Source organism: Kitasatospora sp. NPDC058478, assembly GCF_042720345.1.
Classification (GTDB): Bacteria; Actinomycetota; Actinomycetes; order Streptomycetales; family Streptomycetaceae; genus Kitasatospora.
In genome coordinates, this window is sequence record NZ_JBHXML010000100.1 from 1 (window position 1) to 23,118 (window position 23,118).

The window sequence follows — 23,118 nt, forward strand, 5'->3', positions numbered from 1 at the left end:
TGGCGGATCAGCCCGCGGCGTTGGGCGCCCGGCTGGGCGTGCGCCCGAATCGTCCTCGTACTGGACGTACTTGGGCGATTCGGGCGTGCGTCCAGGCGGGATGCCCGGCGTCGCGGGCCCGGCAAGATCGGCCGGACAGGACCTTGCTGTGCCGCCTGCCGTCAGCGCATGGAGCCCGTGCGCAGGAGGGTGCGGATGACGCGCATCGCGACCGAGAGGCTGGACAGCTCGTAGTTGTCCGAACCCCTTATGTCGTCGAGGGTGCTCTTGGCGCGGTTCAGCAGGGTGGAGTTGAGGTCCGCCCAGGCGGTGTAGCGCTCCTCGGGGGTGGCGCCCTCGGGGCCGCAGGCCAGGATGTCGGCGGTCAGCGCCGCGTGCGCCGCGAAGAGGTCCTCGCGGATCGCGGCCCGGGCCATGGACGACCAGCGGTCGGTGCGGGGCAGGTCGATGATGCGGTCGAGCAGGTGCGAGATCTGCAGGCGGTCGCCCAGGTCGTAGTAGAGCTCGGCGACCTCGGCGACGTCCTTGCCGGAGCGGTCCGCGACCTCGGTGATGTCCAGGGTCGGGAAGACCGAGGACAGCCCGGCGATCCGGGTGACCAGCTCGTCCGGCACGCCGGCCGCGGCGAGCTCGCCCTGGATGCCCTCGAACCAGGTCAGGTCCTCGCCGCGCAGCGGCTTGGGCAGCGAGCCCCAGACCTGGCTGACCCGGTCGTGGAAGAACTCGATGGTGCCGGCGATGTCGAGCGGCTGGCGGCGGTTGTTGAGCATCCACCGGGTGGCGCGCTCGACCAGGCGCCGCGAGTGCAGCCGCATCTTGGTCTGGATCCGGGCCGGGACCTTGTTGTCCAGGCCCTCGATCTCGGCCCAGATCTCCTCCAGGCCGAAGACGGCCCGCGCGGCGGTGTGCGTCCGGGCGATCTCCTCGTAGGTCGCGCCGGTCTCCTCCTTCAGGCGGAAGGCGAAGGTGCAACCACCGCGGTTGATCGTGTCGTTGACGATCAGCGTGGTGATGATCTCGCGGCGCAGCGCGTGGTTGTCGATCGCGTCGGCGAACTTCGCCCGCAGCGCGCTCGGGAAGTAGTCGTGCAGCGCGGTGCGGAAGTACGGGTCGTCCGGCAGGTCAGTGGCCAGCAGCTCGTCGGCCAGGATGATCTTGGTGTACGCGAGCAGGACGGACATCTCCGGCTGCGACAGGCCGCGGCCGCCCTGCTGGCGCTCGCGGATCTGGCGCTCGGCGGGCAGGAACTCCAGGCCCCGGTCGAGCCGGCCGGCCCGCTCGAAGCGGTTGATCATCCGGGAGTGGACGTTGACCATGCTGTGCGCCTGGGCGACGGCGTTGGCCAGCACCACGTTCTGCGCGTAGTTGTTGCGCAGCACCAGGTGGCCGACCTCGTCGGTCATCTCGGCGAGCAGGACGTTGCGCTGCTTGACCGTCATGTCGCCGTCGGTGACGACCTGGTTGAGCAGGATCTTGATGTTGACCTCGTGGTCCGAGGTGTCCACGCCGGCCGAGTTGTCGATGGCGTCGGTGTTGATCCAGCCGCCGGCGCTCTCGGGGCCGCCGACCGCGGCGTACTCGATGCGGCCGAGCTGGGTGCAGCCGAGGTTGCCGCCCTCGCCGATGACGCGGGCCCGGACCTGGTCGCCGTTGACGCGGATGGCGTCGTTGGCCTTGTCGCCGACCTCGGCGTTGGTCTCGGTGGAGGCCTTGACGTAGGTGCCGATGCCCCCGTTCCAGAACAGGTCGACCGGTGCCTGGAGGATCGCCTTCATCAGCTCGGCCGGGGTGAGCCGGGTGTCCTGGACGCCGAGGGCGGCCCGGACCTGCGTGCTGAGCTGGATCGACTTGGCGGTGCGCGGGAAGACGCCGCCGCCGGACGAGATCAGCGACTTGTCGTAGTCGTCCCAGGAGCTGCGGGGCAGTTCGAAGAGCCGGCGCCGCTCGGCGTAGGAGGCGGCGGCGTCCGGGTTCGGGTCGAGGAAGATGTGGCGGTGGTCGAAGGCGGCGACCAGGCGGATGTGCTCGCTGAGCAGCATGCCGTTGCCGAAGACGTCGCCGGACATGTCGCCGATGCCGATGACCTTGAAGTCCTCGGTCTGGGTGTCGACGCCGAGTTCGCGGAAGTTGCGCTTGACCGACTCCCAGGCGCCGCGGGCCGTGATGCCCATGCCCTTGTGGTCGTAGCCGGCCGAGCCGCCGGAGGCGAACGCGTCGCCCAGCCAGAAGCCGTAGGACTCGGCGACGCCGTTGGCGATGTCGGAGAAGGTCGCGGTGCCCTTGTCGGCGGCGACGACGAGGTAGGTGTCGTCCTCGTCGTGGCGGACGACGTCGGCCGGGTGGACGACCTCGCCGGCGACCAGGTTGTCGGTGATGTCGAGCAGCGCGGAGATGAACGTCTTGTACGAGGAGATGCCCTCGGCCAGCCAGGCGTCCCGGTCGACCGACGGGTCCGGCAGCTGCTTGGCGACGAAGCCGCCCTTGGCGCCGACCGGCACGATGACGGTGTTCTTGACCATCTGCGCCTTGACCAGGCCGAGGATCTCGGTGCGGAAGTCCTCGCGCCGGTCGGACCAGCGCAGACCGCCGCGGGCGACCTTGCCGAAGCGCAGGTGCACGCCCTCGACCTGCGGCGAGTACACCCAGATCTCGAACGCGGGGCGCGGGGCCGGCAGGTCCGGGATGGCCTTCGGGTCGAACTTCATCGACACGTAGGAGTGCCAGTCACCGGAGCCGTCGTGCTGGAAGAAGTTGGTCCGCAGGGTGGCCGTGATGAGGTGCAGGAAGGAGCGCAGGATGCGGTCCTCGTCCAGCGAGACGACCTCGTCGAGCGCGCCGGACAGCTCCTCCAGGATGCCCTCGGTCAGCTCGGCGGCGCCCTGCTGGTGGCTGGGGCTCAGCCGGGCCTCGAACAGGTTGACCAGCAGCCGGGTGGTGTGGGTGTTGTTGCGGAGCGCGTCCTCCATGTAGTCCTGGGAGAACGTGGAGCCCGCCTGGCGCAGGTACTTGGCGTACGCGCGCAGCACCGTCGCCTGGCGCCAGGTCAGCCCGGCGGTGAGGACCAGCTCGTTGAAGCCGTCGTTCTCGGCCTTGCCGGTCCAGGTGGCGGCGAAGGTCTCCTGGAAGCGCTCGCGGGCCTCGTCGGTGAGCTCGGTGGCCTCGCGCAGCTTCAGGCCGAAGTCGTACACCCACGCGGTGGTGTCGTCGGAGCGGCGCAGCGCGTACGGGTGCTCGTCCAGCACCTCGACGCCCAGGCGCTGGAGCACCGGCAGGACCTCGGTCAGCGAGATCGGGCCGCCGACCCGGTAGACCTTGAAGCGGCGCTCGTCGGCGCCGGCACCGACCGGCTGGTACAGGTTGAGGCGGAAGTCGCCCTCGCCGTGCAGCGACTCGATCTGCTTGATGTCGGCGACGGCGGTGCGCGGCGGGAAGTCGGCGCGGTAGCCGTCGGGGAAGGCGTTGGCGTACTTGTGGCCGAGCTCGGCGGCCTTCTCCTCGCCCAGTTCGGTGTGCAGCTGGTCGTGGAAGCCGTCCATCCAGAACCGGGCGGCCTCGGCGAGGCGGTTCTCGATCCGCTCGATGTCGGAGTCGGTGAGCTGCGGCAGTTCGGTGCCGGGGGCGACGCGGACCACGAAGTGCAGACGGGTCAGCACCGACTCGGTGGCGTACACCGTGTAGTCGATGGTGGCGCCGTTCAGCTCTTCCTTGAGGATGTCGGTGAGCAGCAGCCGGATCCGGGTGGTGTAGCGGTCGCGCGGCAGGTAGATGAACGCGGAGAAGTAGCGCCCGTACTCGTCCTGGCGCAGGAAGAGCCGCAGCTTACGGCGCTCCTGGAGGTACAGCACGCTGGTGGCGATGGAGATCAGCTCGGAGGCCGCGGTCTGGAACATCTCGTCCCGCGGGAAGGTCTCCATGATCTGCAGCAGGTCGCGGCCGTCGTGGCTCTCGCTGGAGAAGCCGGAGCCTTCGAGCACCTCCTGCACCTTGCGGCGCACGACCGGGATGCGGGTGACCGACTCGGTGTAGGCGGCGGAGGAGAACAGGCCGAGGAAGCGGCGCTCGCCGATCGGCTCGCCGGCGGCGTTGAACTTCTTCACGCCGACGTAGTCCAGGTAGGACGGGCGGTGCACGGTGGAGCGGCTGTTGGCCTTGGTGAGGACGAGCAGCTTCTTCTCGTGGGCCTTGGCGCGGACCGGCGCGGAGAGGCGGCCGAAGGCCTCGCTGGCCGGGTGGTGGTGGTCGTCGTGGCCGCGCGGGTCTGAGCGCAGGATGCCGAGGCCGGTCCCGGCGACGGCCTTCAGGACCTCCTCGCCCTCGTGCCCGGCCAGGTCGTACTCGCGGTAGCCGAGGAAGGTGAAGTGGTCGTCGGCGAGCCAGCGCATCAGCTCCCAGGCCTCGCCGACCTCCTGCTCGGGCAGGCCGGTCGGGGGCTCCTCGGCGAGCTCGTCGGCCAGGCGCAGCGCGCTCTCGCGCATCTTGCTCCAGTCCTCGACGACCTCGCGGACGTCGCCGAGCACCCGGCGCAGGTCGGCCTCGATCGCGCGCAGGTCGTCGCGGTCGGTCTCGCGGTCGATCTCGATGTGCATCCACGACTCGACGCTCGCGTCGGCGGGCCACTCGGCGCCGGCGGCCTGGCTGCGGGAGCAGGCGTCGACGTCCAGGATCTCCAGCAGCTTGCCGGTGATGTCACGGCGGACGACCAGCTGGGGGTGGATCACGACGTGGATGGCGCGGTCCTGGCGGGACAGCTCGTTGGTGACGGAGTCGACCAGGAAGGGCATGTCGTCGGTGACGACCTCGACCACGGTGTGGCCGCAGGACCAGGCGTTCTCCTCGACCGAGGGGGTGTGCACCCGCACCTCGGCGGTGCCCTGCGGGCGCTTGAGGCCCAGCCGGTAGTGGGAGGCCGCCGCGCCGTAGACGTCGACCGGGTCGCGGTCGACCAGGTCCTCGGGCGCGGTGTGGAGGTAGTAGTGGTGCAGGTACGCGGTCAGAGCGCCGTTGCTCAGACCTTCCCCCGGCGCCGCTCCCCCCACCTGGCTGTTCTCAGCGGCTGCGGCTGCTTTCTTGAGCAGGTCGGCCTTGGCTGCGTCCAGCTTGGTCTGCATGACTTCTTGGCTCCTGTCGCGCGCCGTTGCGTGACTCGGTGGTGTGTGGGTGTACACCGACGGGTCACTCGCAATCCTGCCGCACCTTCCGACTGAAAAGGCTTCATGGCGCGCATGAAATTCCTTCGCAATGGGTAGGACGATTCGTCCTGCGGAGCCACCCGACGACGCCAGCCAGCCTAACCGGATCAATCGAAGGTGGACAGGGACAGGGAGGCGCAAACTCGCAGGATGATCGGTCCGTCCTGGACACCATGTCCAAACCGGAGCCTCCCGTTCACTCTCAGCCCATGTGCGGGTACCGCAGGTCCGTGGGGGGAACGAAGGTCTCCTTGATCGCGCGGGCCGAGGTCCAGCGCAGGAGGTTCTGGGCGGCGCCCGCCTTGTCGTTGGTGCCGGAGGCCCGGCCGCCGCCGAAGGGCTGCTGGCCGACGACCGCGCCGGTCGGCTTGTCGTTGATGTAGAAGTTCCCGGCGGTGAACCTCAGCGCCTCCACCGCCTGGGCGATGGCGTAACGATCCTGCGCGATCACCGAGCCGGTCAGGCCGTACGGGGCGCCGGAGTCGACCCGGCGCAGCACGTCATCCCAGCGGGCGTCCTCGTAGACGTGGACGGCCAGGATCGGGCCGAAGTACTCCGTCCGGAAGATCTCGTTGCGGTAGTCGGAGGAGACCAGCACGGTCGGCCGGACGAACCAGCCGATCGCGTCGTCGTACTGGCCGCCCGCCGCCAGCTCGATCGTCGAATCGGCCTTGGCCCGCTCGATGGCGTCCCGGTTCTTCTCGAAGGCGCGCCGGTCGATGAGGGCGCCCATGAAGTTGGAGAGGTCGGTGACGTCGCCCACCGTGAGCGCGTCCACCTCGGCCAGCAGCTCGTCCTTGATCTTCTGCCAGAGGCTGCGCGGCAGGTAGGCCCGGGAGAGCGCCGAGCACTTCTGGCCCTGGTACTCGAACGCGCCGCGGACCAGCGCCGCCTTCAGGATCGCCGGGTCGGCCGAGCGGTGCGCCAGCAGGAAGTCCTTGCCGCCGGTCTCGCCGACGATCCGCGGGTACGCCCGGTAGCCGCCGATGTTGGCGCCGATGGTCTGCCAGAGCGACTGGAAGGTGGCGGTGGAGCCGGTGAAGTGCAGCCCGGCGAGCGCCGGATCGGCGAGGGCCACCGCGGACAGCTGGACGCCGTCGCCGGTGACCAGGTTGATCACCCCGGGCGGCAGACCGGCCGCCTCCAGCAGCCGCATCAGGTAGTACGCGGCCAGGGTCTGGGTCGGCGCGGGCTTCCAGACCACGGTGTTGCCCATCAGCGCGGGCGCGGTCGGCAGGTTGCCGGCGATCGCGGTGAAGTTGAACGGGGTGATCGCGTAGACGAAACCCTCCAGCGGGCGGTGGTCCACCCGGTTCCAGACGCCCGGCGCGGAGATCGGCTGCTCGGCCAGGATCCGCCGGGCGAACTGGACGTTGAACCGCCAGAAGTCGATCAGTTCGCAGGCGGAGTCGATCTCGGCCTGCTGCGCGGTCTTGGACTGGCCGAGCATGGTGGCCGCGTTGAGGGTCTCCCGCCAGGGCCCGGCCAGCAGGTCGGCGGCCCGCAGGAAGACCGCCGCCCGGTCGTCGAAGGACAGCGACCGCCACTGCCGGCCCGCCGCGAGCGCCGAGTCCACCGCCGCGCGGGCGTCCTCCCGGGTGGCGTTGCCGAGCACCCCCAGCTTGGCGGCGTGGTGGTGCGGCTGGACCACGTCGATCCGCTCACCGCCGCCGAACCGCTGCTCGCCGCCGATGGTCATCGGCAACGGGATCTGCTCGGCCGCCAGCTCGTCCAGCCGCCGGACCAGCCGGCCCCGCTCCGGGCTGCCGGGCGCGTACCCCAGCACCGGCTCGTTGACCGGGAGGGGCACCTCGGTGACTGCGTCGATCGGCATGGCGGCTCCGTCCTGCTGACTGCTCCGGTGGGAGGGCCCGATCCCACCGGACAGGCCCTGGTCCAGCCTGACCAGCGGCCACGCGATCCGCCCGCTCAGACACGCGGACGGCGGACGTGGCGCCCGCCACGCCCGCCCCGGCCGGTCAGCCCCGCCCCAGCCGCCCGGCCAGCTCGACCGCCTCCGCCAGGCTGTCCACCACCGGCACCCCGAGCGGCTCCAGCTTCTCCCGGGTGTGCGAGCCGCCGGTGTAGAGCACCGCGCGCGCACCCGCGCCCAGGGCCGCCCGGGCGTCGTCCGCCGCGTCGCCGATCAGCACCGTACGGGCCGGATCCACCCGCTCGCCGAGCGCGGCCAGGTGCCGGGCCAACTGCTCCGCCTTCTGGCCGCCGGACGGGCCGCTGCGGCCGTCCACCCGCAGGAACCGGCCGGTCAGGCCGAAGGCGTCGACCAGCGGCAGCAGCTTCTCGTGCTCGTACATCGACAGCAGCGACTGGCTGTGCCCGGCCTCCCGCCAGCCGTCCATCAGCTCGTGCACGCCGTCCGTCAGCCCGCAGGCCGGGCTCAGCTCCCGGTAGCGGTCGTGGAAGGCCTCGTCCAGCCGGAGCCACTCCTCCTGGGACGGCATCCGGCCGAGCAGCCGCTCGTAGAACCGGGGGATCGGGATCTCGTACTGCTCGCGGTACTCCCGCATGGTCATCGGCCCGACGCCGATGGTCGCGAACGCGGCGTTGCTCGCGCCGAGCACCGCCTCCATGTCGTGGAAGAGCGTGCCGTTCCAGTCCCAAACGATGTGTGTAGCCACGCGCGAAACGGTAGCCCCGACCACCGACACGCCGGTAGGACGGGGCTCACGCACCCCTCTGCTCCGCTCGGGTGCACCCGGCCGTTCAGGCCAGCAGCGCGGAGATCTCCTGGGTGGCGAACCAGAGCAGGTCGTGGTCCTCGGCCCCGTCCACGGTGAACTGGGCGTCCTGGTCGCCCGCGTCGGCCGCGGCCACCGCCGCCACCGCGGCCGCGACGTCCTCGACCACCTCGCCGTCGGCGACGTCCGCGTGCACCGCCGCCGCCTTCGCCAGCGGCAGCGGGCCGGCCAGCACGACCCGGCCGAGCGAGGCCTGGTCCTGGTACTCGTCGCCGGGGAACGGCCGGACGGCCGAGTCGGCCACGTCCAGGGCCACCACGACCCGGCGGCGCGGGGCGTCCGGGTCGGCGGCCAGCAGCCGCAGGGAGGACTGCGCGGCCCGGTTCAGCGCCGCGTACTCCAGCTCCTCCAGGTCGTCACTGACGTACCACTCGCGCAGCGCGGGCGTCACGGCGTAGGCCGCGGACTGGTCCAGGGCACCACCCGGGTGCGCCGCCGCCAGGCCGTTCAGGGTGGTGGGCACGTACACGCGCATCGGTGGCACTCTCCGGTTCGTCCAGCGGCACAGCTTCCAGCGCCCCAAGAATAAGCGCCGCCGGGCCGGGCGTGATCACCTCGGCCCGACTCAGCGGGCGGCCCGCAGGGCCTCGCCGCACGTGTGCAGGGCGCTCTCCAGCACCGCGTCGCGGCGGGCCGGGTCCATCATGTTCGGGCCCATCACGGCCAGGTCGGCCGGGGTCGGCGCGAGCAGCCGCACCCGTACGCCCTCGGCCCGCAGCAGCACGGCCTCGCGCAGCAGCTGCCGGGTGACGGCGCGGCGGTAGCGGCTGACCAGCTGGGCCAGCACGCCGCGCGGGCGGTCCCGGGCGCGCCACTCGCGCAGCGCGGCGAGGGAGCCCGCGAGCCCGCTGGTGCCGGCGACCCCGCCGGCGTCGGCGTCGGCACGGTCGGCGCGGGGGCGCAGCCGCAGGGCCATCGGGGCGAGCACGTACACCTCGTCCAGGCCGCGGCCGAGCAGCAGGTCGGCGTTGGTGGCGGACCAGCAGCCGCCGTCCACGTACGCCGAGCCGTTCAGCCGCACCGGCGCGAACCAGCCGGGGATCGAGCAGGAGGCCATCACCGCGTCGGCGACCGCGACCGCCGGGGCGTCCGGGTCCCCGAAGACCACCCGGCGGCCGCTGCGGTAGTCCACGGCCGCCACCCGCAGCACCGCCGCTCCGGCCCCGGCGTCGGCCTCGCCGTCGGCGCCCGGCGGCGGCCAGCCGCCCGGGCCGAGCAGGCCGCGCACCAGCTCGCCGACCGGGGCCAGCGAACCGCGGCCGGGCGGCGCCATCGCCGACACCATGGTCAGCAGCGGGTACTCGCGCGGGTGCCGGACGGCGTCCCGCAGCAGGCCGGGCGAGCCGATGCCGGCCCCGGGGCGGGGCGGCAGCGCGCCGCCGGCGGCCGTGTCGTAGTCGAAGTCCACCCCGGCCAGCGGGCCGTCGGTGATCGGCAGGCCGCGCTGGTGGTCGCGCAGTTGCTCGGTGCGGACCCCGCCGGCCAGCATCGCGCCGAGGATCGAGCCCGCCGAGGTGCCGAGCAGCACGTCCGCGTGGCCCGGCCGCCAGCCGGTGGCCTCCTCGACGGCGCAGAGCGCGCCGACCGTCCAGGCCGCGCCGAGCATCCCGCCGCCGCCCAGCACCAGGCCGCGCCGGGGTGCGTCCCCGGTCGGCGGGGCGGTGCCCGCGGCTGCCGGAGCCGGAACCGCCGCTACCCGTGTCGTCATCGCGACCGCCCGTCGTCGTGGGTGCGGTCGTGGCCGCCCGGCCCCGTCCCGCTCCGCGCGGTTCCCGATCAGGCTCCGATGGTGCGCGCCGACGGCCCGGCGCCGCAACGGGGGCGGCGGTTCGGGCCACCCGGTCCGGCGCATCGAACCGTCCTCTTTCGGACCGTACGGCCCGCCCACGCACGTCAATCGGGCACCGCACGACCGCGCGCCGGGCCCGGCACCGCACTGATCGATTCACTCGGATAGGTGAACTTGCCGGTCACTCCGGGAGCAGCGGCAAAAGCCCTTGCCGCCCGACGCGGCGCACCGCTAGCAAGGACCCGTCCGCACCCGTACCACCTTGCCCAGGAGCCCGCCGTGACCGCACCGCTCACCGCCCGCCCGCACCGCCGGCCGCGCACGACCGCCGCCCACGACCCGGCCGGGCGCCGCCCGCGCCACCCCCGCGCCGCCTGCACCGGCCCGGGCGGCCACGATCCCCGGGCGCTGGCCTCCCGCTTCGCCCACCAGCTGGTCGAGGTGCTCACCGGCGCCCGGCCCTCCGGCCAGCTGATGCGGCACACCAGCCTGGACGGCTACGGGCAGCTCGCCTCCCTGGTCCGGGCCGGCGCGCTGCGCCGCGGCGGCGCCGCCGACCGGCCCCGGCTGGGCCCGGTGCACGACCGCTCGCCCTCGCCCGACGCGGTCGAGGCCTGCGTCCGGGTCGACCTCGGCCGGCGGCACCACATGGTGGCCTTCCGGCTGGAGCAGCGCGGCCAGGCCGGGCAGTGGCAGTGCACCGCCGTGGAGGCCCGATGACCACGGCAGTCGCAGCGACCACGGCAGTCGCAGCGGCCAGGGCGGCCACAGCGGCCCCCACGACCGCGCGGCGGCCCGGGACGGCGCAGGGCGCCGCCCCCGTCCGGGAGCGGCGCCCTGTGCGGCGTCCTGCGGCCTGCTCAGCCCTTGCGGCGGCGGCCCTTGGCCGACTTCGCGGCCTTGCGGCGCTCGGCGCGGGTCAGCCCGTCGCCCTCGTCCTCCGGCCCGAGGTCCTCGAAGTCGCCCTCGATGACACCGCCGCCGACCTCGTCCGAGGGGGCCGTGTAGTGCAGCCGCTGCGGCTTCGGGGCCTCCAGGCCCTTGGCCTTGATCTCCGGGCGGGCGGCGTCCTTCTCCAGCTTGTCGAGCAGCACCTCGGCGTCCGCGATCGGGACCTCCTCGACCTGCTGCTCGACCTGGACCTCCAGGTTGAACAGGTAGCCGACGGACTCCTCCTTGATGCCCTCCATCATCGCGGTGAACATGTCGAAGCCCTCGCGCTGGTACTCGATCAGCGGGTCGCGCTGCGCCATGGCCCGCAGGCCGATGCCCTCCTGGAGGTAGTCCATCTCGTAGAGGTGCTCGCGCCAGCGGCGGTCCAGCACCGACAGCACGACCCGGCGCTCCAGCTCACGCATGATCTCGGCGCCGAGCTGGTCCTCGCGGGCGCCGTACTGCGCCTGGATGTCCTCCTGGACGACCTTGACCAGGAACTCGGAGGTCATCCCGGCGGAACCGCCGGCCTCCTCCTCCAGCTCCTCCAGGTCCAGGGTGACCGGGTAGAGCTGCTTGAGCGCGGTCCAGAGCTTCTCCAGGTCCCAGTCGTCCTCGAAGCCCTCGCCGGTGGCCGCCTTGACGTAGGCCTCGACGGTGTCGTCCATGAAGTGGCCGACCTGCTCCTGCAGGTCCTCGCCCTCCAGCACGCGGCGGCGCTCGCCGTAGATGACCTCGCGCTGGCGGTTCAGCACCTCGTCGTACTTGAGGACGTTCTTGCGGATCTCGAAGTTCTGCTGCTCGACCTGGGTCTGCGCGGAGGCGATCGCCCGGGTGACCATCTTGGACTCGATCGGCACGTCCTCGGGCACGTTGGCCATCGACAGCACGCGCTCGACCATGCCGGCCTTGAACAGGCGCATCAGGTCGTCGCCCAGCGACAGGTAGAAGCGGGACTCGCCCGGGTCGCCCTGACGGCCGGAGCGGCCGCGCAGCTGGTTGTCGATCCGGCGGGACTCGTGCCGCTCGGTGCCCAGCACGTAGAGGCCGCCGGCCTCCTTGACCTCGTCCTGCTCCGCCTTGACCGAGGCCTTGGCCTTCTCCAGGGCGGCGGGGAACGCGGCCTCGTACTCCTCCGGGGTCTCGGTCGGGGTGAGCCCGCGCTGCGCCAGCTCGGCCGCCGCGAGGTGGTCGGAGTTGCCGCCGAGCATGATGTCGGTACCGCGGCCGGCCATGTTGGTGGCGACGGTCACGGCGCCCTTGCGGCCCGCCTGCGCGACGATCTGCGCCTCGCGCTCGTGGTGCTTGGCGTTCAGCACCTCGTGCGGGATGCCGCGCTTGCGCAGCTCCTGCGACAGGTACTCGGACTTCTCCACCGACACGGTGCCGACCAGCACCGGCTGGCCCTTCTCGTGCTTCTCGGCGATGTCCTCGACCACGGCGGCGAACTTGGCCGGCTCCGACTTGTAGATCAGGTCGGGCTGGTCGATGCGCAGCGGGTTCTTGTTCGTCGGGATCGGCACCACGCCGAGCTTGTAGATCTGGTGGAACTCGGCGGCCTCGGTGGTGCCGGTACCGGTCATGCCGGCGAGCTTGTCGTACAGGCGGAAGAAGTTCTGCAGGGTGATGGTGGCCAGCGTCTGGTTCTCGTTCTGGACCTCCACCCCCTCCTTCGCCTCGATCGCCTGGTGCATGCCCTCGTTGTAGCGGCGGCCGGCCAGGATGCGGCCGGTGTGCTCGTCGACGATCATGACCTCGCCGTTCATGACGACGTAGTCCTTGTCCGCCCGGTACAGCTCCTTCGCCTTGATGGCGTTGTTCAGGAAGCCGACCAGCGGGGTGTTCACCGACTCGTAGAGGTTGTCGATGCCGAGGTAGTCCTCGACCCGGGTGACGCCCTCCTCCAGGATGCCGACGGTGCGCTTCTTCTCGTCGACCTCGTAGTCGCGGTCGATCTTCAGGCGCAGCACCAGCTTGGCGAAGTCGGCGTACCACTTGGTCGCCTGGTCGGCCGGGCCGGAGATGATCAGCGGGGTGCGGGCCTCGTCGATGAGGATCGAGTCGACCTCGTCGACGACCGCGAAATTGTGGCCGCGCTGGACGAGTTCGTCCTTCGACCAGGCCATGTTGTCGCGCAGGTAGTCGAAGCCGAACTCGTTGTTCGTGCCGTACGTGATGTCCATCGAGTACTGGTGCTTGCGCTCGGCGGGCGTCATGTTGCCGAGGATCACACCGACTTCGAGGCCGAGGAAGCGGTGCACCCGGCCCATCCACTCCGAGTCGCGCTCGGCGAGGTAGTCGTTGACGGTGATCAGGTGGACGCCCTTGCCGGTGAGCGCGTTCAGGTACGCGGGCAGGGTGCCGACGAGGGTCTTGCCCTCACCGGTGCGCATCTCGGCCACGTACCCGTGGTGCAGGGCCGCACCACCCATGAGCTGAACGTCGTAGTGCCGCTGACCGAGCACCCGCTTGGCGGCCTCGCGCACCGTGGCGAACGCCTCGGGGAGGATGTCGTCCAGGGTCTCGCCGTCCGCGAGCCGCTGCTTGTACTCGTCGGTCAGCGCGCGCAGCTCGGCGTCGGTGAGGTTGACGAAGTCCTCTTCGATGGAGTTGACCTGGGCAGCAATCCGCTGCAGCTTGCGAAGGATCTTGCCTTCGCCGGCGCGCAGGATCTTGTCGAAGACGGACACTTGGGCGGGCTCCTTGCCTGTATTGGCACTGGACGACTGCACGGCGGGTTCACCCCACCGCACGGGCCATCGTATGCGAGGAGTCCAATGCCCCGGGAGGTGCGTCAGCACGGTATTCCCGTGTCACCCGCGCGAGCACTTGATCCGATAGCACCGTCCACCGGGACAAACCGGTCAGCGGATCGAGGGGTTGGCTCGATATTCGGATGCCCGAATTCCTCTTTCCACGGAATAATCCGCCCATGGAAGAGCCCCGCACCGCCACCCTCACCACCGACCGCCTCGTCCTGCGGGCCCCGCAGGAGTCGGACATCGACGCCGTCTTCGCCGCCTGCCAGGACGCCGAGATCCAGCGCTGGACGGTCGTCCCGAGCCCGTACCGGCGCGAGGACGCCGAATACTTCGTCCGCGACCTCGCCGCGCACGGCTGGCGCACCGGCGAGAACCGGATCTGGTGCGTGTTCGAGCACGGCTCCGACGTCCTGGTCGGCACCCAGGGCCTCGTGCTGCGCCACGGCGACCCGGGCTCCGCCGAGGTCGGCTGGTGGGCAACGAAGGAGTTCCGCGGCCGCGGCTACACGGTCGAGGCCGCCCGCGCGGTCGCCCGCCACGGCCTGGTCGAGCTCGGCCTGCGCCGCCTGGAGTGGCAGGCCTACGTGGGCAACGAGGGCTCCCGCGCGGTGGCCGAGAAGGTCGGCTACCGCTTCGAGGGCACCCTGCGCTCGTACGCCGAGCAGCGCGGCGCCTTCCACGACGCCTGGGTCGCCTCGCTGCTCGCCTCGGACCTCCCGGACCTCCCGGACCTCCGCCCCTGACGTCCGCGTCGGCGCACCCCGACCGGCTGTCGGTGCCCCGGACTACCCTCGCCGACATGACCGCCCTGCCTGCCGCCGGCTCCCCCGCCGGCCCGCCGCCCGTCACCGTCCTGAGCGCCGACGAAGCCCGCCGGATCGCCCTTCGCGCCCAGGGCCTGCTCGGCGCGCCGGACCGCCGGGCCGGGGTGCGCGGGGTGCTGCGACACCTGGGCGCCGTCCAGCTGGACACCATCTCGGTGCTGGCCCGCTCCCACGAACTGGTGCCGTACGCCCGGCTCGGCGCGGTCGGCCGCCCGGCCGTCGAGGCGGCGTACTGGGGCGCGGGCACGAGCTTCGAGTACTGGTCGCACGCGGCCTGCATCCTGCCGGTCGAGGAGTGGCCGCTGTTCGCGTTCCGGCGCCGCCGCTACCGCGAGCGCGGCCACCTCTGGGGCCACCAGGTGACGCCCGAGACGTACCGGCACGTGCTCGACAAGCTGCGCGCCGAGGGCCCGTTGACCTCCACGGAGCTGGGCGGCGCCAAGAAGACCGCCGAGTGGTGGGACTGGTCGGACACCAAGATCGCGGTGGAACGGGCGCTGGCCTTCGGCGACGTGGTCTGCACCGAGCGCCGGAGCTGGAAGCGCGTCTACGCGCTGGCCGAACAGGCCATCCCCGAGGCCCTGTTCGGGCAGGACCGCACCGACCGGGATTGCGTGCGCACCCTGGTCGCCCAGGCCGGGGCCGCGCTCGGCGTGGCCACCCGGGCCGACCTGCTGGACTACCACCGGCTGCGCGCCGAGGAGCTGGACCCGGTCCTCGCGGACTGCGGGCTCGTCCCGGTCGAGGTGGCCGGCTGGGGCCCGGACGGCGCCGCGGCGGCGGCCTGGGCCGATCCGGCCGCACTGGCCACCGCCCCGCGCGGGCGCCACCGCACCACGCTGCTCTCGCCGTTCGACTCGCTGATCTGGGACCGCGCACGCACCGAGCGGATCTTCGGCATGACGCACCGGCTGGAGGCCTACACGCCCAAGCACAAGCGGGTGCACGGTTACTTCGCGATGCCGCTGCTGGCCGGCGGCCGGCTGGTGGGCCGGGTCGACCCGGCCCGGGAGGGGCGCACCCTGGTGGCCCGTCAGGTCTCACTGTCCGGCGACCGGGGGCACGGCGCCCGGCACGTCGAGGCGCTGGCGGCGGCCCTGCGCGAGGCGGCCGCCTGGGTGGGCTGCGACGACGTCCGGGTCGAGGCCCTGCCGGACGAGCGGCTGCGCCCGGCCCTCGAGAAACTCCTCGCGAGCTAGGGCTTGGGGCGCAGCCACGGTCACCCTATTTCAAGGATCTTCTCGCGCATCGCGTACACCACGGCCTCCATCCTGGAGTGCAGTTGGAGCTTCTCCAGGATGTTGCGCACGTGGTTCTTCACGGTGTTCTCGCTGATGAACAGCTCCTTGGCGATCTCCCGGTTGTTCATCCCGGTCGCCACCAGCTTGAGCACCTCCAACTCCCGGTCGGTGAGCCGGGGTGCGGGCACCAGGTCCCGGTCGTCGGAGCGGCGCTGGATCATCGACTTGAACTCGGTGAGCAGCTTGGACGCCATCGACGGGCTGATCTGGGACTGCCCGTCGGCGACCGCGCGGATCGCGGTGGCGACCTCGTCGGTGGAGATCTCCTTCAGCAGGTAGCCGGTGGCGCCTGCCTTGATCGCCTCGTAGAGGTCGGCCTCCTCGTCGCTTATCGTCAACATGATGATCTTGGTGCTGGGTGCCACGTCCTTGATCGCGGTGCAGGCCTCGATCCCGCTGCGGCGCGGCATCCGGACGTCCATCAGGATGATGTCCGGCAGCAGGTCGGCGGCCTTCAGCACGGCCTCGGCGCCGTCGCCGGCCTCGCCGACGACCTTGATGTCCGGCTCCTCCGCGAGCACGATCTCCAGCCCCCTGCGGAACAACGCGTGGTCGTCCACCACCAGCACGCGGATCGGCTCACCCCGGTGCGGCGCGTACGCGGGTTCCTCCTCCGGTCCCGGTGACAGTCCGGTGACCGGCCCCGTAGCGGGCCCCAGCCCGAAGTGATCCCCCATCCGCTCCTCCCCCTTCGCGGGTCGTCGTGCGCCAATCATTCCACGCCGCGCGGCCGTTGCGGTCACCCTCCGACGCCGCCGTTCCGCATCGGGTGACCTCCCGGGCCGGCCCTCGACTCCCGCTCCAGCCGCCCTGCCCCGAAACGCCGGTGACCCCGGCGGACTCGGCCGCCGGGGTCACCCCTCCAGGATTGTCTTCGGACGGTCAGTCCTCGTCGTCGCTTTCGCCGATCGCCCCGCCCGCGCCACTACCCGCGCCGACCGACCCGTCGGTCTGCAGGTGGATGACGCCGTAGTGGTAGCCGTGACGGCGGTAGACGACGCTCGGCAGGCCGCTGTCCTTCTCCACGAAGAGGTAGAAGTCGTGGCCGACCAGTTCCATCTCGTACAGCGCCTGGTCCAGCGCCATGGGGGCGGCCGGGTGGGTCTTCTCCCGGACCACCAGCGGGCCTTCGCCCTCCACTTCCAGGGATCCCATCATGGTCTTGCGGACGGCCCCGTTGGTCTCGCCCTCCGGCGCCGCCGTGTCCGGCAGCGCGGCCAGCGCCGCGGTCGCCTCGGCGACACTGATGGGGGTGCGGCCGTTGCCGCCCTTGTGCACTCGGCGCCGGTCCGCGGACTTGCGCAGCTGGGCGTCGAGCTTCGCCGAGGCCAGGTCGAGCGCCGCGTACGGGTCGGCGGCGGCGGCTTCGGCCCGGATCACCGGCCCACGGGTACGGAGAGTGATCTCCACCCGCTCGGACCGGTCGGCCTGCCGCGGGTTGTGCTCCTTGGACACCTCGACGTCGAGGCTGATCACCTTGCCGTCGAACTTCTGGACCTTCTCCAGCTTCTCGGCCACGTGCTCGCGGAACCTCTTGGGCACCTCGGTCTTGCGGCCCTTGACGACGATGTCCACGCAGAACTCCGATCCCTCGTGCTGACGCCGATCCGGGTGCTACCGGACCGGACTGAGACCCAGCTGGACCAGCCCATCCACTGCCGGCCCCCCGCCCCCGCCGCCAGCGGCGGGAAACGACTGGCCCTCACCTCACTTCCTCCCCACCAGGGACGGTTGAAACCCCTTGGAGCTTTATCGAACACCTCACACGGGGTTTTCGCCTCCCCAGGCGCGGAGTCGGGTATGACCCGATACTGCGGGCGGGCGGTCAAGCTGTTGGACCCTGTCTACCCTCCTGCGAGTGAAGCACGGGTAAATACCTGGACAACACCCCCCGTACGGCGCATCCTTTGCTCACTCTCCGTGCCTGCCGCCGCCAGGAGCAGCCGTGCCACCACCCTCCGCCCCCACCCGTCCACCGTCCGCCCAAGGGCCGTTCGGCCACGCACTGGCCGGACTGCTGGACGTCCTGGTCCCGGCCCGCTGCGCCGGCTGCGGCGCCGAGCGCACCCAGCTCTGCCCGGCCTGCCGGCACGCGCTGGCCGCCACCCGGCCCGGCCCCACGCTGCTGCCCTGGGCGCACTCCGCCGCCCCGTACGCCGACCCCGTCCGGCAGTTGCTGCTCGCCCACAAGGAGCGCGGCGCGCTGCGGTTGGCGGGCCCGCTCGGCGAGGCGCTCGGCCGGGCCGTCCGCTCCGCCCTGGGGCCGCGTGCCGGGGCCGCGCCGCTGCTGCTGGTCCCGATGCCCTCGGCCCGTTCCGCCGTCCGCGCCCGCGGCCACGACCCGACGCTGCGGCTGGCCGGGGCCGCCGCCCGCTCGCTGCGCCGGTCCGGCCTGGACGCCCGGGCCGAGCCGCTGCTGCGGCACGCCCGCCCGGTCGCCGACCAGGCCGGGCTGAGCGCGGCCGAGCGCCACCGCAACCTGCACGGCGCGCTCACCGTGCTGCCGCGTGCCCGGCGCGACCTGCTGGGCTGTCAGCCGGTCCTGGTGGACGACCTGGTGACCACCGGTGCCAGCCTCGCCGAGGCGGCCCGGGCACTGGCGGACGCCGGACTGCCCGCCCGGGCGGGCGCCGCGGTCGCCGCCACCGCGCACCGGCCCGGCTGAGGCACCGAGCGGCCCGACGGGGCACCAGGGGTCAGGGCCTCAGGGAACGGGGCGTCAGGGCCCGGCCGGCGGGTTCCTAGCCCGCGTAGAAGAAGGACCCGGCCTTGTCGGCCAACTGGACCTCGCGCCACTGACTGCCGATCAGGCGGTAGATCGCGCCTCCGGCCGCCGCGAGCACCGCCGGCGCCTGGGCCAGGACGTTGCCCCGGGACTCGGAGGCCGAGACGGTGAGCATGTTCTCGGCCTGCAGCGTGGTGTCGGCGCTCTGCGTGCCGTCGGTGCCGATGTAGTACAGCTGCTTGATCCGGTCGGCCTCCTTGCCGAGCACCAGCAGCTGGTCGGCCTCCGCCCAGGAGACCGAGGCGACGTCGGTGAGCGAGGGGGCCGCCCGGCGCAGGCCGGTGATCCGTGCGGTCGGCGCCTCCGGGGTGCCGCCGTGCACCACCAGGCCGAAGTACAGCGAGCGGCTGGGCACGCCCGCGGTCTTGACCACCAGGGCGGCCCGGGCGCCGTCCGAGGAGATCTTCAGGGCCTGCACGGTCTGCCCGTCCAGCCCCTCGACCGCGACGGGGTACGTCCGGTTGCCGCGGACCATCACCACCCGCGGGCCCTGCGGGTTGCGGTCCACCACCCAGAGGTCGCCGCGGCCGTCCCAGCTGGGCGAGGCGAGGCCGTCCTCCTTGTCGGCGGTCTTCACCGGCGAGGTGAGCACCGGGTCGGGCAGCGCCACCGCGCTGTCCGCCAGCGGCACCGAGTAGAGCTGGTGGCCGTCCCCGCTGATGGCGGCGGCCCGGGAGCCGTCCCGGCTGACGGCCGTGGTGCCGAGCGGCGCCTTGCCGGCGGGCTGCGGCTTGCCGAGGACGCCGCGCACCGGCTCGCCGTTGCGCTGCTCGTCGGTGACCATCAGCAGGCCGTTGTCGGCGCGCTGGTAGTACTGCTGCGCGGGCAGCGGCCCGGCCAGGGCGCCGGGGCCGGTGGCCGGCAGGTCGTTGCGGCTGGCGAAGCAGTTGCCCCGCTGGCCCTTCAGCTCAAGCCGTTCGACCTGTCCCTTGCCCTGGTCGGCGAGGGTGTAGAAGAGCTGGGTCGCCATCCGCCGGCAGGACACCGGTTCGCTGACGTCCGCCCCGCCGAGCTGCACGTGGGCGATCCGGCCGTCGTCGACGCTCACCCGGTCGACGCTGACGCCGCTCGGGAAGGACGTCCGGGCGACCGGCGCGAGCCAGGTCGAGGGCCCGGCGACCAGGGCCTTGGCGGCGGCGGTCAGCGGGTCTATCCGGCGCCGCAGGTAGATCGGGTCGGGGATCAGCACCTGCTGGCCGGCGCTTCCGGTGACGGTCGAGGACGGGTCCGGCGTGGTGTAGAAGTACCGGTCGACCTGGCGGTAGCTGTTGTTGAAGTTGGTCTCGTTCATGATCACGCCGGCCGGCAGCTTGTCGATCCGCCACTCGCCGTCCTTCTCCCGGACGAGGGTGAAGTCGGCCGAGACGTCCCGCTGCCCCTCGGCCAGGTACGAGTGCTTCTCGTCGATCCTGGCGATCAGCGAGCCGGTCACCGTCGCGGAGACGCTGGTGTCGGTGTCGGCGATCTCCTGGCCGGCCGGGAGGTTCGGGGTGGCGGCGGAGAGCACCTGGATGCCGGCGTCCGGGTTCCAGTGTGCGGAGGCGTTCTCGGTGAGGTACTGGCGCGCGGTCTCGTACCCCTCGTCGGCGGTCACCGCGTCCAGGAACCCGGTCAGCAGGGCGCGCGGCTTGGCGCCCTTGGCCGGCGCCACCGGGTAGACCTTGGCCTGCAGGTTCTTGTCGGCCGCCCCCTGCGACAGCTCCACCCTGGAGATGCCGCCGGAGTCCGGCATGGCCGCGCAGCCGCTCGCCACCAGGGCGCCGAGCACCACGCCGGCCACCGCCGTGAACCGCGGCTCAGTCCTGCTGCTCGTCCTTCGCACGCTGCGACCCCTCCAGGTCCGTCCCGCCCATCCCACCCGTCACGTCCGGCTCCGCCGTCCGCTGTGCCACCGACGGCCGTCCGGGCGTCGGGTCCACCATCACCTGGGCGCCGGTGGCACCGTACCCGGTCCCCGCCGTCCGGACGTCCGAGGGGTCCGCGCGCGGCCCTTCGGGCAACCGGCGCTTGCCCAGGTCGGGGCCGATGTTCAGCACCCCGCCGAGCCCGCTGCCGAAGCCGTTGACGGGCCCCTCCGGCATCTCCGCCTGCTCCTCGGCCGCGGTCATCGCGGTCGCGCCGGCCGGGCTGATCGCCCGCCGGTACGGCGCGCCGTAGGTGCCCAGGCCCCGGTTGTTGCGGGAGTCCTCCGGCTCCAGCCGGAACGGCGCCCGGCTGATCTCGCCGCCCCGGGTGCGCGGCAGGGTGAGCCGGAAGTGCGAGCCGCCGCCGGGTTCGCCCCAGGCCTGCAGCCAGCCGCCGTGCAGGTGCGCGTCCTCGACCGCGATGGACAGGCCGAGGCCGGTGCCGCCGGTGGTCCGCACCCGGGACGGGTCGGCCCGCCAGAAGCGGTGGAACACCCGGGACGCCTCGCCCGGCTTGAGGCCGATGCCGTAGTCGCGCACGCCGACCGCGACCGCGCCGTCGGCCGAGCCCAGCCGGACCACCACGTCGCGGCCCTCGCCGTGCTCCAGGGCGTTGACCACCAGGTTGCGCAGGATGCGCTCGATCCGGCGGGAGTCCACCTCGGCGACGACCGGCTCGCCGTCGCCGCGGATCACCACCGCACTGCCCTTGGCCTGGGCCAGCGGGTCGGCGGCCTCCACCACCCGGGCGACGATGTCGCGCAGGTCGACCGGCTCGCCGTCCAGGATCGCGGCGCCGGCGTCGAAGCGGCTGATCTCCAGCAGGTCGGCGAGCAACGACTCGAAGCGGTCCAGCTGGCCCTGCAACAGCTCCGCCGAGCGGGCCGCCATCGGGTCCAGGTCCTCGCGGCTGTCGTAGATGAGGTCCGCGGCCATCCGGACCGTGGTCAGCGGGGTGCGCAGCTCGTGCGAGACGTCCGAGACGAAGCGCCGCTGCACCCGGGACAGCTCCTCCAGCTGGCGGATCTGCGCCTGGAGGGCATTGGCCATCCGGTTGAACGACTCGCCGAGGCGGGCGATGTCGTCCGTGCCGGTGACCTTCATCCGCTCTTCCAGGTGCCCGTCGGCGAGCCGCTCGGAGATGCCGGCGGCCATCCGGACCGGGGTGACCACCTGGCGCACCACGACCCAGGCGATGCCGCCCATCAGGATCACCACGAACACGCCGGCGGTCGCCAGGGTGCCGGTGATCAGGTCGAGGGTGTCGGTCTCCTGGCCGAAGGAGAACACGTAGAACATCTGGTAGCTGTTGCCGGCCGGGCCGGTGAACTGCATGCCGAGGGCCAGCCCGGGCTCGGTCCGCTCGTCGGCCCGGTGGATCCGGGCCGGCTGGTCGAACATCTGGCCGGGCTCGGCGTGGACCCTGTCCCGCAGGGTGTCGGGGACGCTGCTGGGCAGGATGTCGCCCGAGAAGCGCGGCGCGAAGCCGTTCTCCGGGACGATGGCGTCGGTGCCGGCGGCCATCGCGATCACCGAGTAGACGGTCTGCCCGCTCGCGGCCAGGTCGTTGACCTGGCGCAGCAGCCAGGTGCCGGTCTCCTCGATGGTGGGGTCGGGCGTGGCGCCGACCCGCAGCCGCTGGTCCTTCGCCTCGTCGATCTTCTTCAGTTCCGCCTGGAACCCGATCCTGGCCTGCTCGCGGGCGGCCGCCATCTTGGTGCCGAGCAGGCCGGTGCGCACCTGCGCCATCACGACCACGCCGAGCACCAGGACGACCGCGATGGACGCGAGCAGCGAGACCGCCACCACGCGCAGCTGGATCGACCGGCGGTACAGCGCCGTCACCCGGCGTGCGGGCCGACGCAGCTGACGGGTCAGCAGCGCGAACGCGGCCGCCCGGCGCCGGCGGCGGGTGGTCGAACTCAGCACGGACCCGCGAACCGCGTCGGCCCCGTCGGTCGCGGAACCCGACGGGGCTTCGTCAGCCAGGTGCGTCACGTCAGCTGGGTCCGGCCTTGTAGCCGACGCCACGGACGGTCACCACGATCTCGGGGCGCTCCGGGTCCTTCTCGATCTTGGACCGCAGGCGCTGCACGTGGACGTTGACCAGGCGGGTGTCCGCCGCGTGCCGGTAGCCCCAGACCTGCTCCAGCAGCACCTCGCGGGTGAACACCTGCCAGGGCTTGCGGGCCAGCGCGACCAGCAGGTCGAACTCCAGCGGGGTCAGCGGGATGCCCCGGCCGTCCCGCTTCACCGAGTGGCCGGCCACGTCGATCACCAGGTCGCCGATGGTCAGCTGCTCGGGCGTCGGCTCCTCGGCACGGCGCAGCCGGGCACGTACCCGGGCCACCAGCTCCTTGGGCTTGAACGGCTTGGTGACGTAGTCGTCGGCACCCGACTCCAGGCCCACCACGACGTCGACCGTGTCGGTCTTCGCGGTCAGCATGACGATCGGAATACCGGACTCCGCCCGGATCTGCCGGCAGACGTCGATACCGTCCCGACCGGGCAGCATCAGGTCGAGCAGGACCAGGTCCGGCTTGGTCTCCCGGAACGCGGCTAGCGCCCTGTCTCCATCCGCGACGAAAAACGGCTCAAAACCCTCACCACGCAGCACGATACCGAGCATCTCGGCCAGTGCGGAGTCGTCATCAACGACGAGGACGCGTCCCTTCATGCGTCCATCCTCTCATTACCGCATTGTGACCTGCCGCACAGCAGTGCCAATGCTCCACAACGGCCAACTCCCCCCACCGGTTAATTCCGGCCATACCGGGCGAATGTGCCCGGTCGGAACACCTTCGAACGGTCCGCGGCCCACCGCCCGACCACCGGAAGGCCCCCGTTTCCGATCAGCGGCCGGATACCCATG

15 protein-coding genes are annotated in these 23,118 nt (G+C 72.2%); 4 read left to right on the forward strand and 11 right to left on the reverse strand.

All coding sequences use genetic code 11. The features are described 5' to 3' along the window. Positions 1-161: 161 nt before the first annotated feature. The 5 genes from ACFWPT_RS37455 to ACFWPT_RS37475 form a co-directional block, all read right to left on the reverse strand. Complete coding sequence (locus ACFWPT_RS37455) at positions 162-5,108, reverse strand: NAD-glutamate dehydrogenase (protein WP_380487309.1); 4,947 nt, start codon at positions 5,106-5,108, stop codon at positions 162-164. A 283-nt stretch (positions 5,109-5,391) separates the two neighbouring features. Continuing rightward, positions 5,392-7,017 (reverse strand): L-glutamate gamma-semialdehyde dehydrogenase, encoded by a 1,626-nt coding sequence (gene pruA / locus ACFWPT_RS37460; RefSeq protein WP_380487322.1) that lies wholly within the window; start codon positions 7,015-7,017, stop codon positions 5,392-5,394. A gap of 151 nt (positions 7,018-7,168) precedes the next feature. Next, positions 7,169-7,828 carry an HAD family hydrolase gene (locus tag ACFWPT_RS37465; protein ID WP_079135844.1) on the reverse strand — a complete coding sequence of 220 codons (660 nt, stop codon included), beginning with the start codon at positions 7,826-7,828 and terminating at the stop codon, positions 7,169-7,171. Between the two features lie 85 nt (positions 7,829-7,913). Then, a complete protein-coding gene (locus tag ACFWPT_RS37470) occupies positions 7,914-8,423 on the reverse strand; it encodes a DUF6912 family protein (RefSeq protein WP_350881082.1) in 510 nt (169 codons plus the stop codon). Between the two features lie 90 nt (positions 8,424-8,513). Further along, the gene (locus tag ACFWPT_RS37475) at positions 8,514-9,656 is read right to left on the reverse strand and encodes a patatin-like phospholipase family protein (RefSeq protein WP_380487311.1); all 1,143 of its coding nucleotides are present in this window, start codon (positions 9,654-9,656) and stop codon (positions 8,514-8,516) included. Positions 9,657-10,016: 360 nt separating this feature from the next. On the opposite strand from ACFWPT_RS37475, the gene ACFWPT_RS37480 reads away from it, so the two are divergent. Then, positions 10,017-10,457 carry an Rv3235 family protein gene (locus ACFWPT_RS37480; RefSeq protein ID WP_063349159.1) on the forward strand — a complete coding sequence of 147 codons (441 nt, stop codon included), beginning with the start codon at positions 10,017-10,019 and terminating at the stop codon, positions 10,455-10,457. A gap of 140 nt (positions 10,458-10,597) precedes the next feature. On the opposite strand, the gene secA is transcribed toward ACFWPT_RS37480, so the two are convergent. Next, the gene (gene secA / locus ACFWPT_RS37485) at positions 10,598-13,360 is read right to left on the reverse strand and encodes a preprotein translocase subunit SecA (protein ID WP_380487313.1); all 2,763 of its coding nucleotides are present in this window, start codon (positions 13,358-13,360) and stop codon (positions 10,598-10,600) included. Positions 13,361-13,602: 242 nt separating this feature from the next. Here secA and ACFWPT_RS37490 point away from each other — a divergent pair, with 242 nt between their 5' ends. Together ACFWPT_RS37490 and ACFWPT_RS37495 are read left to right on the forward strand one after the other, a co-directional pair. Continuing rightward, a complete protein-coding gene (locus ACFWPT_RS37490; protein WP_380376979.1) occupies positions 13,603-14,175 on the forward strand; it encodes a GNAT family N-acetyltransferase in 573 nt (190 codons plus the stop codon). Between the two features lie 56 nt (positions 14,176-14,231). After that, positions 14,232-15,455, forward strand: coding sequence for a winged helix-turn-helix domain-containing protein (locus tag ACFWPT_RS37495; protein ID WP_380376982.1), 1,224 nt, complete (start codon positions 14,232-14,234; stop codon positions 15,453-15,455). Between the two features lie 20 nt (positions 15,456-15,475). Here the strand turns inward: ACFWPT_RS37495 and ACFWPT_RS37500 are convergent, their stop codons facing one another. Then, on the reverse strand, positions 15,476-16,234 hold the full coding sequence (locus ACFWPT_RS37500) for a response regulator transcription factor (protein WP_079135841.1): 759 nt from the start codon (positions 16,232-16,234) through the stop codon (positions 15,476-15,478). 205 nt (positions 16,235-16,439) lie between these two features. Further along, complete coding sequence (gene hpf, locus ACFWPT_RS37505; RefSeq protein WP_380376983.1) at positions 16,440-17,132, reverse strand: ribosome hibernation-promoting factor, HPF/YfiA family; 693 nt, start codon at positions 17,130-17,132, stop codon at positions 16,440-16,442. Between the two features lie 370 nt (positions 17,133-17,502). Here hpf and ACFWPT_RS37510 point away from each other — a divergent pair, with 370 nt between their 5' ends. Next, the gene (locus ACFWPT_RS37510; protein WP_380376984.1) at positions 17,503-18,222 is read left to right on the forward strand and encodes a ComF family protein; all 720 of its coding nucleotides are present in this window, start codon (positions 17,503-17,505) and stop codon (positions 18,220-18,222) included. Between the two features lie 76 nt (positions 18,223-18,298). Here the strand turns inward: ACFWPT_RS37510 and ACFWPT_RS37515 are convergent, their stop codons facing one another. From ACFWPT_RS37515 to mtrA, 3 genes are all read right to left on the reverse strand, one after another. Beyond that, entirely contained in the window at positions 18,299-20,164 is a 1,866-nt protein-coding gene (locus ACFWPT_RS37515; protein WP_208869098.1) for an LpqB family beta-propeller domain-containing protein, read from the reverse strand. After that, entirely contained in the window at positions 20,139-22,175 is a 2,037-nt protein-coding gene (gene mtrB, locus ACFWPT_RS37520) for an MtrAB system histidine kinase MtrB (protein WP_380487316.1), read from the reverse strand. Before mtrB ends, ACFWPT_RS37515 begins: the two co-directional genes overlap by 26 nt. 70 nt (positions 22,176-22,245) lie before the next feature. After that, positions 22,246-22,923 (reverse strand): MtrAB system response regulator MtrA, encoded by a 678-nt coding sequence (mtrA, locus tag ACFWPT_RS37525; RefSeq protein ID WP_030247322.1) that lies wholly within the window; start codon positions 22,921-22,923, stop codon positions 22,246-22,248. Between the last annotated feature and the right edge of the window lie 195 nt (positions 22,924-23,118).

What these genes read in the sequence shown, in the direction of transcription:
- ACFWPT_RS37455 (WP_380487309.1), bottom strand. Translation starts at nt 5,108, where the DNA reads ATGCAGACCAAGCTGGACGCAGCCAAGGCCGACCTGCTCAAGAAAGCA.
- ACFWPT_RS37470 (WP_350881082.1), bottom strand. Translation starts at nt 8,423, where the DNA reads ATGCGCGTGTACGTGCCCACCACCCTGAACGGCCTGGCGGCGGCGCAC.
- ACFWPT_RS37475 (WP_380487311.1), bottom strand. Translation starts at nt 9,656, where the DNA reads ATGACGACACGGGTAGCGGCGGTTCCGGCTCCGGCAGCCGCGGGCACC.
- ACFWPT_RS37490 (WP_380376979.1), top strand. Translation starts at nt 13,603, where the DNA reads ATGGAAGAGCCCCGCACCGCCACCCTCACCACCGACCGCCTCGTCCTG.
- ACFWPT_RS37495 (WP_380376982.1), top strand. Translation starts at nt 14,232, where the DNA reads ATGACCGCCCTGCCTGCCGCCGGCTCCCCCGCCGGCCCGCCGCCCGTC.
- ACFWPT_RS37500 (WP_079135841.1), bottom strand. Translation starts at nt 16,234, where the DNA reads ATGGGGGATCACTTCGGGCTGGGGCCCGCTACGGGGCCGGTCACCGGA.
- mtrA (WP_030247322.1), bottom strand. Translation starts at nt 22,923, where the DNA reads ATGAAGGGACGCGTCCTCGTCGTTGATGACGACTCCGCACTGGCCGAG.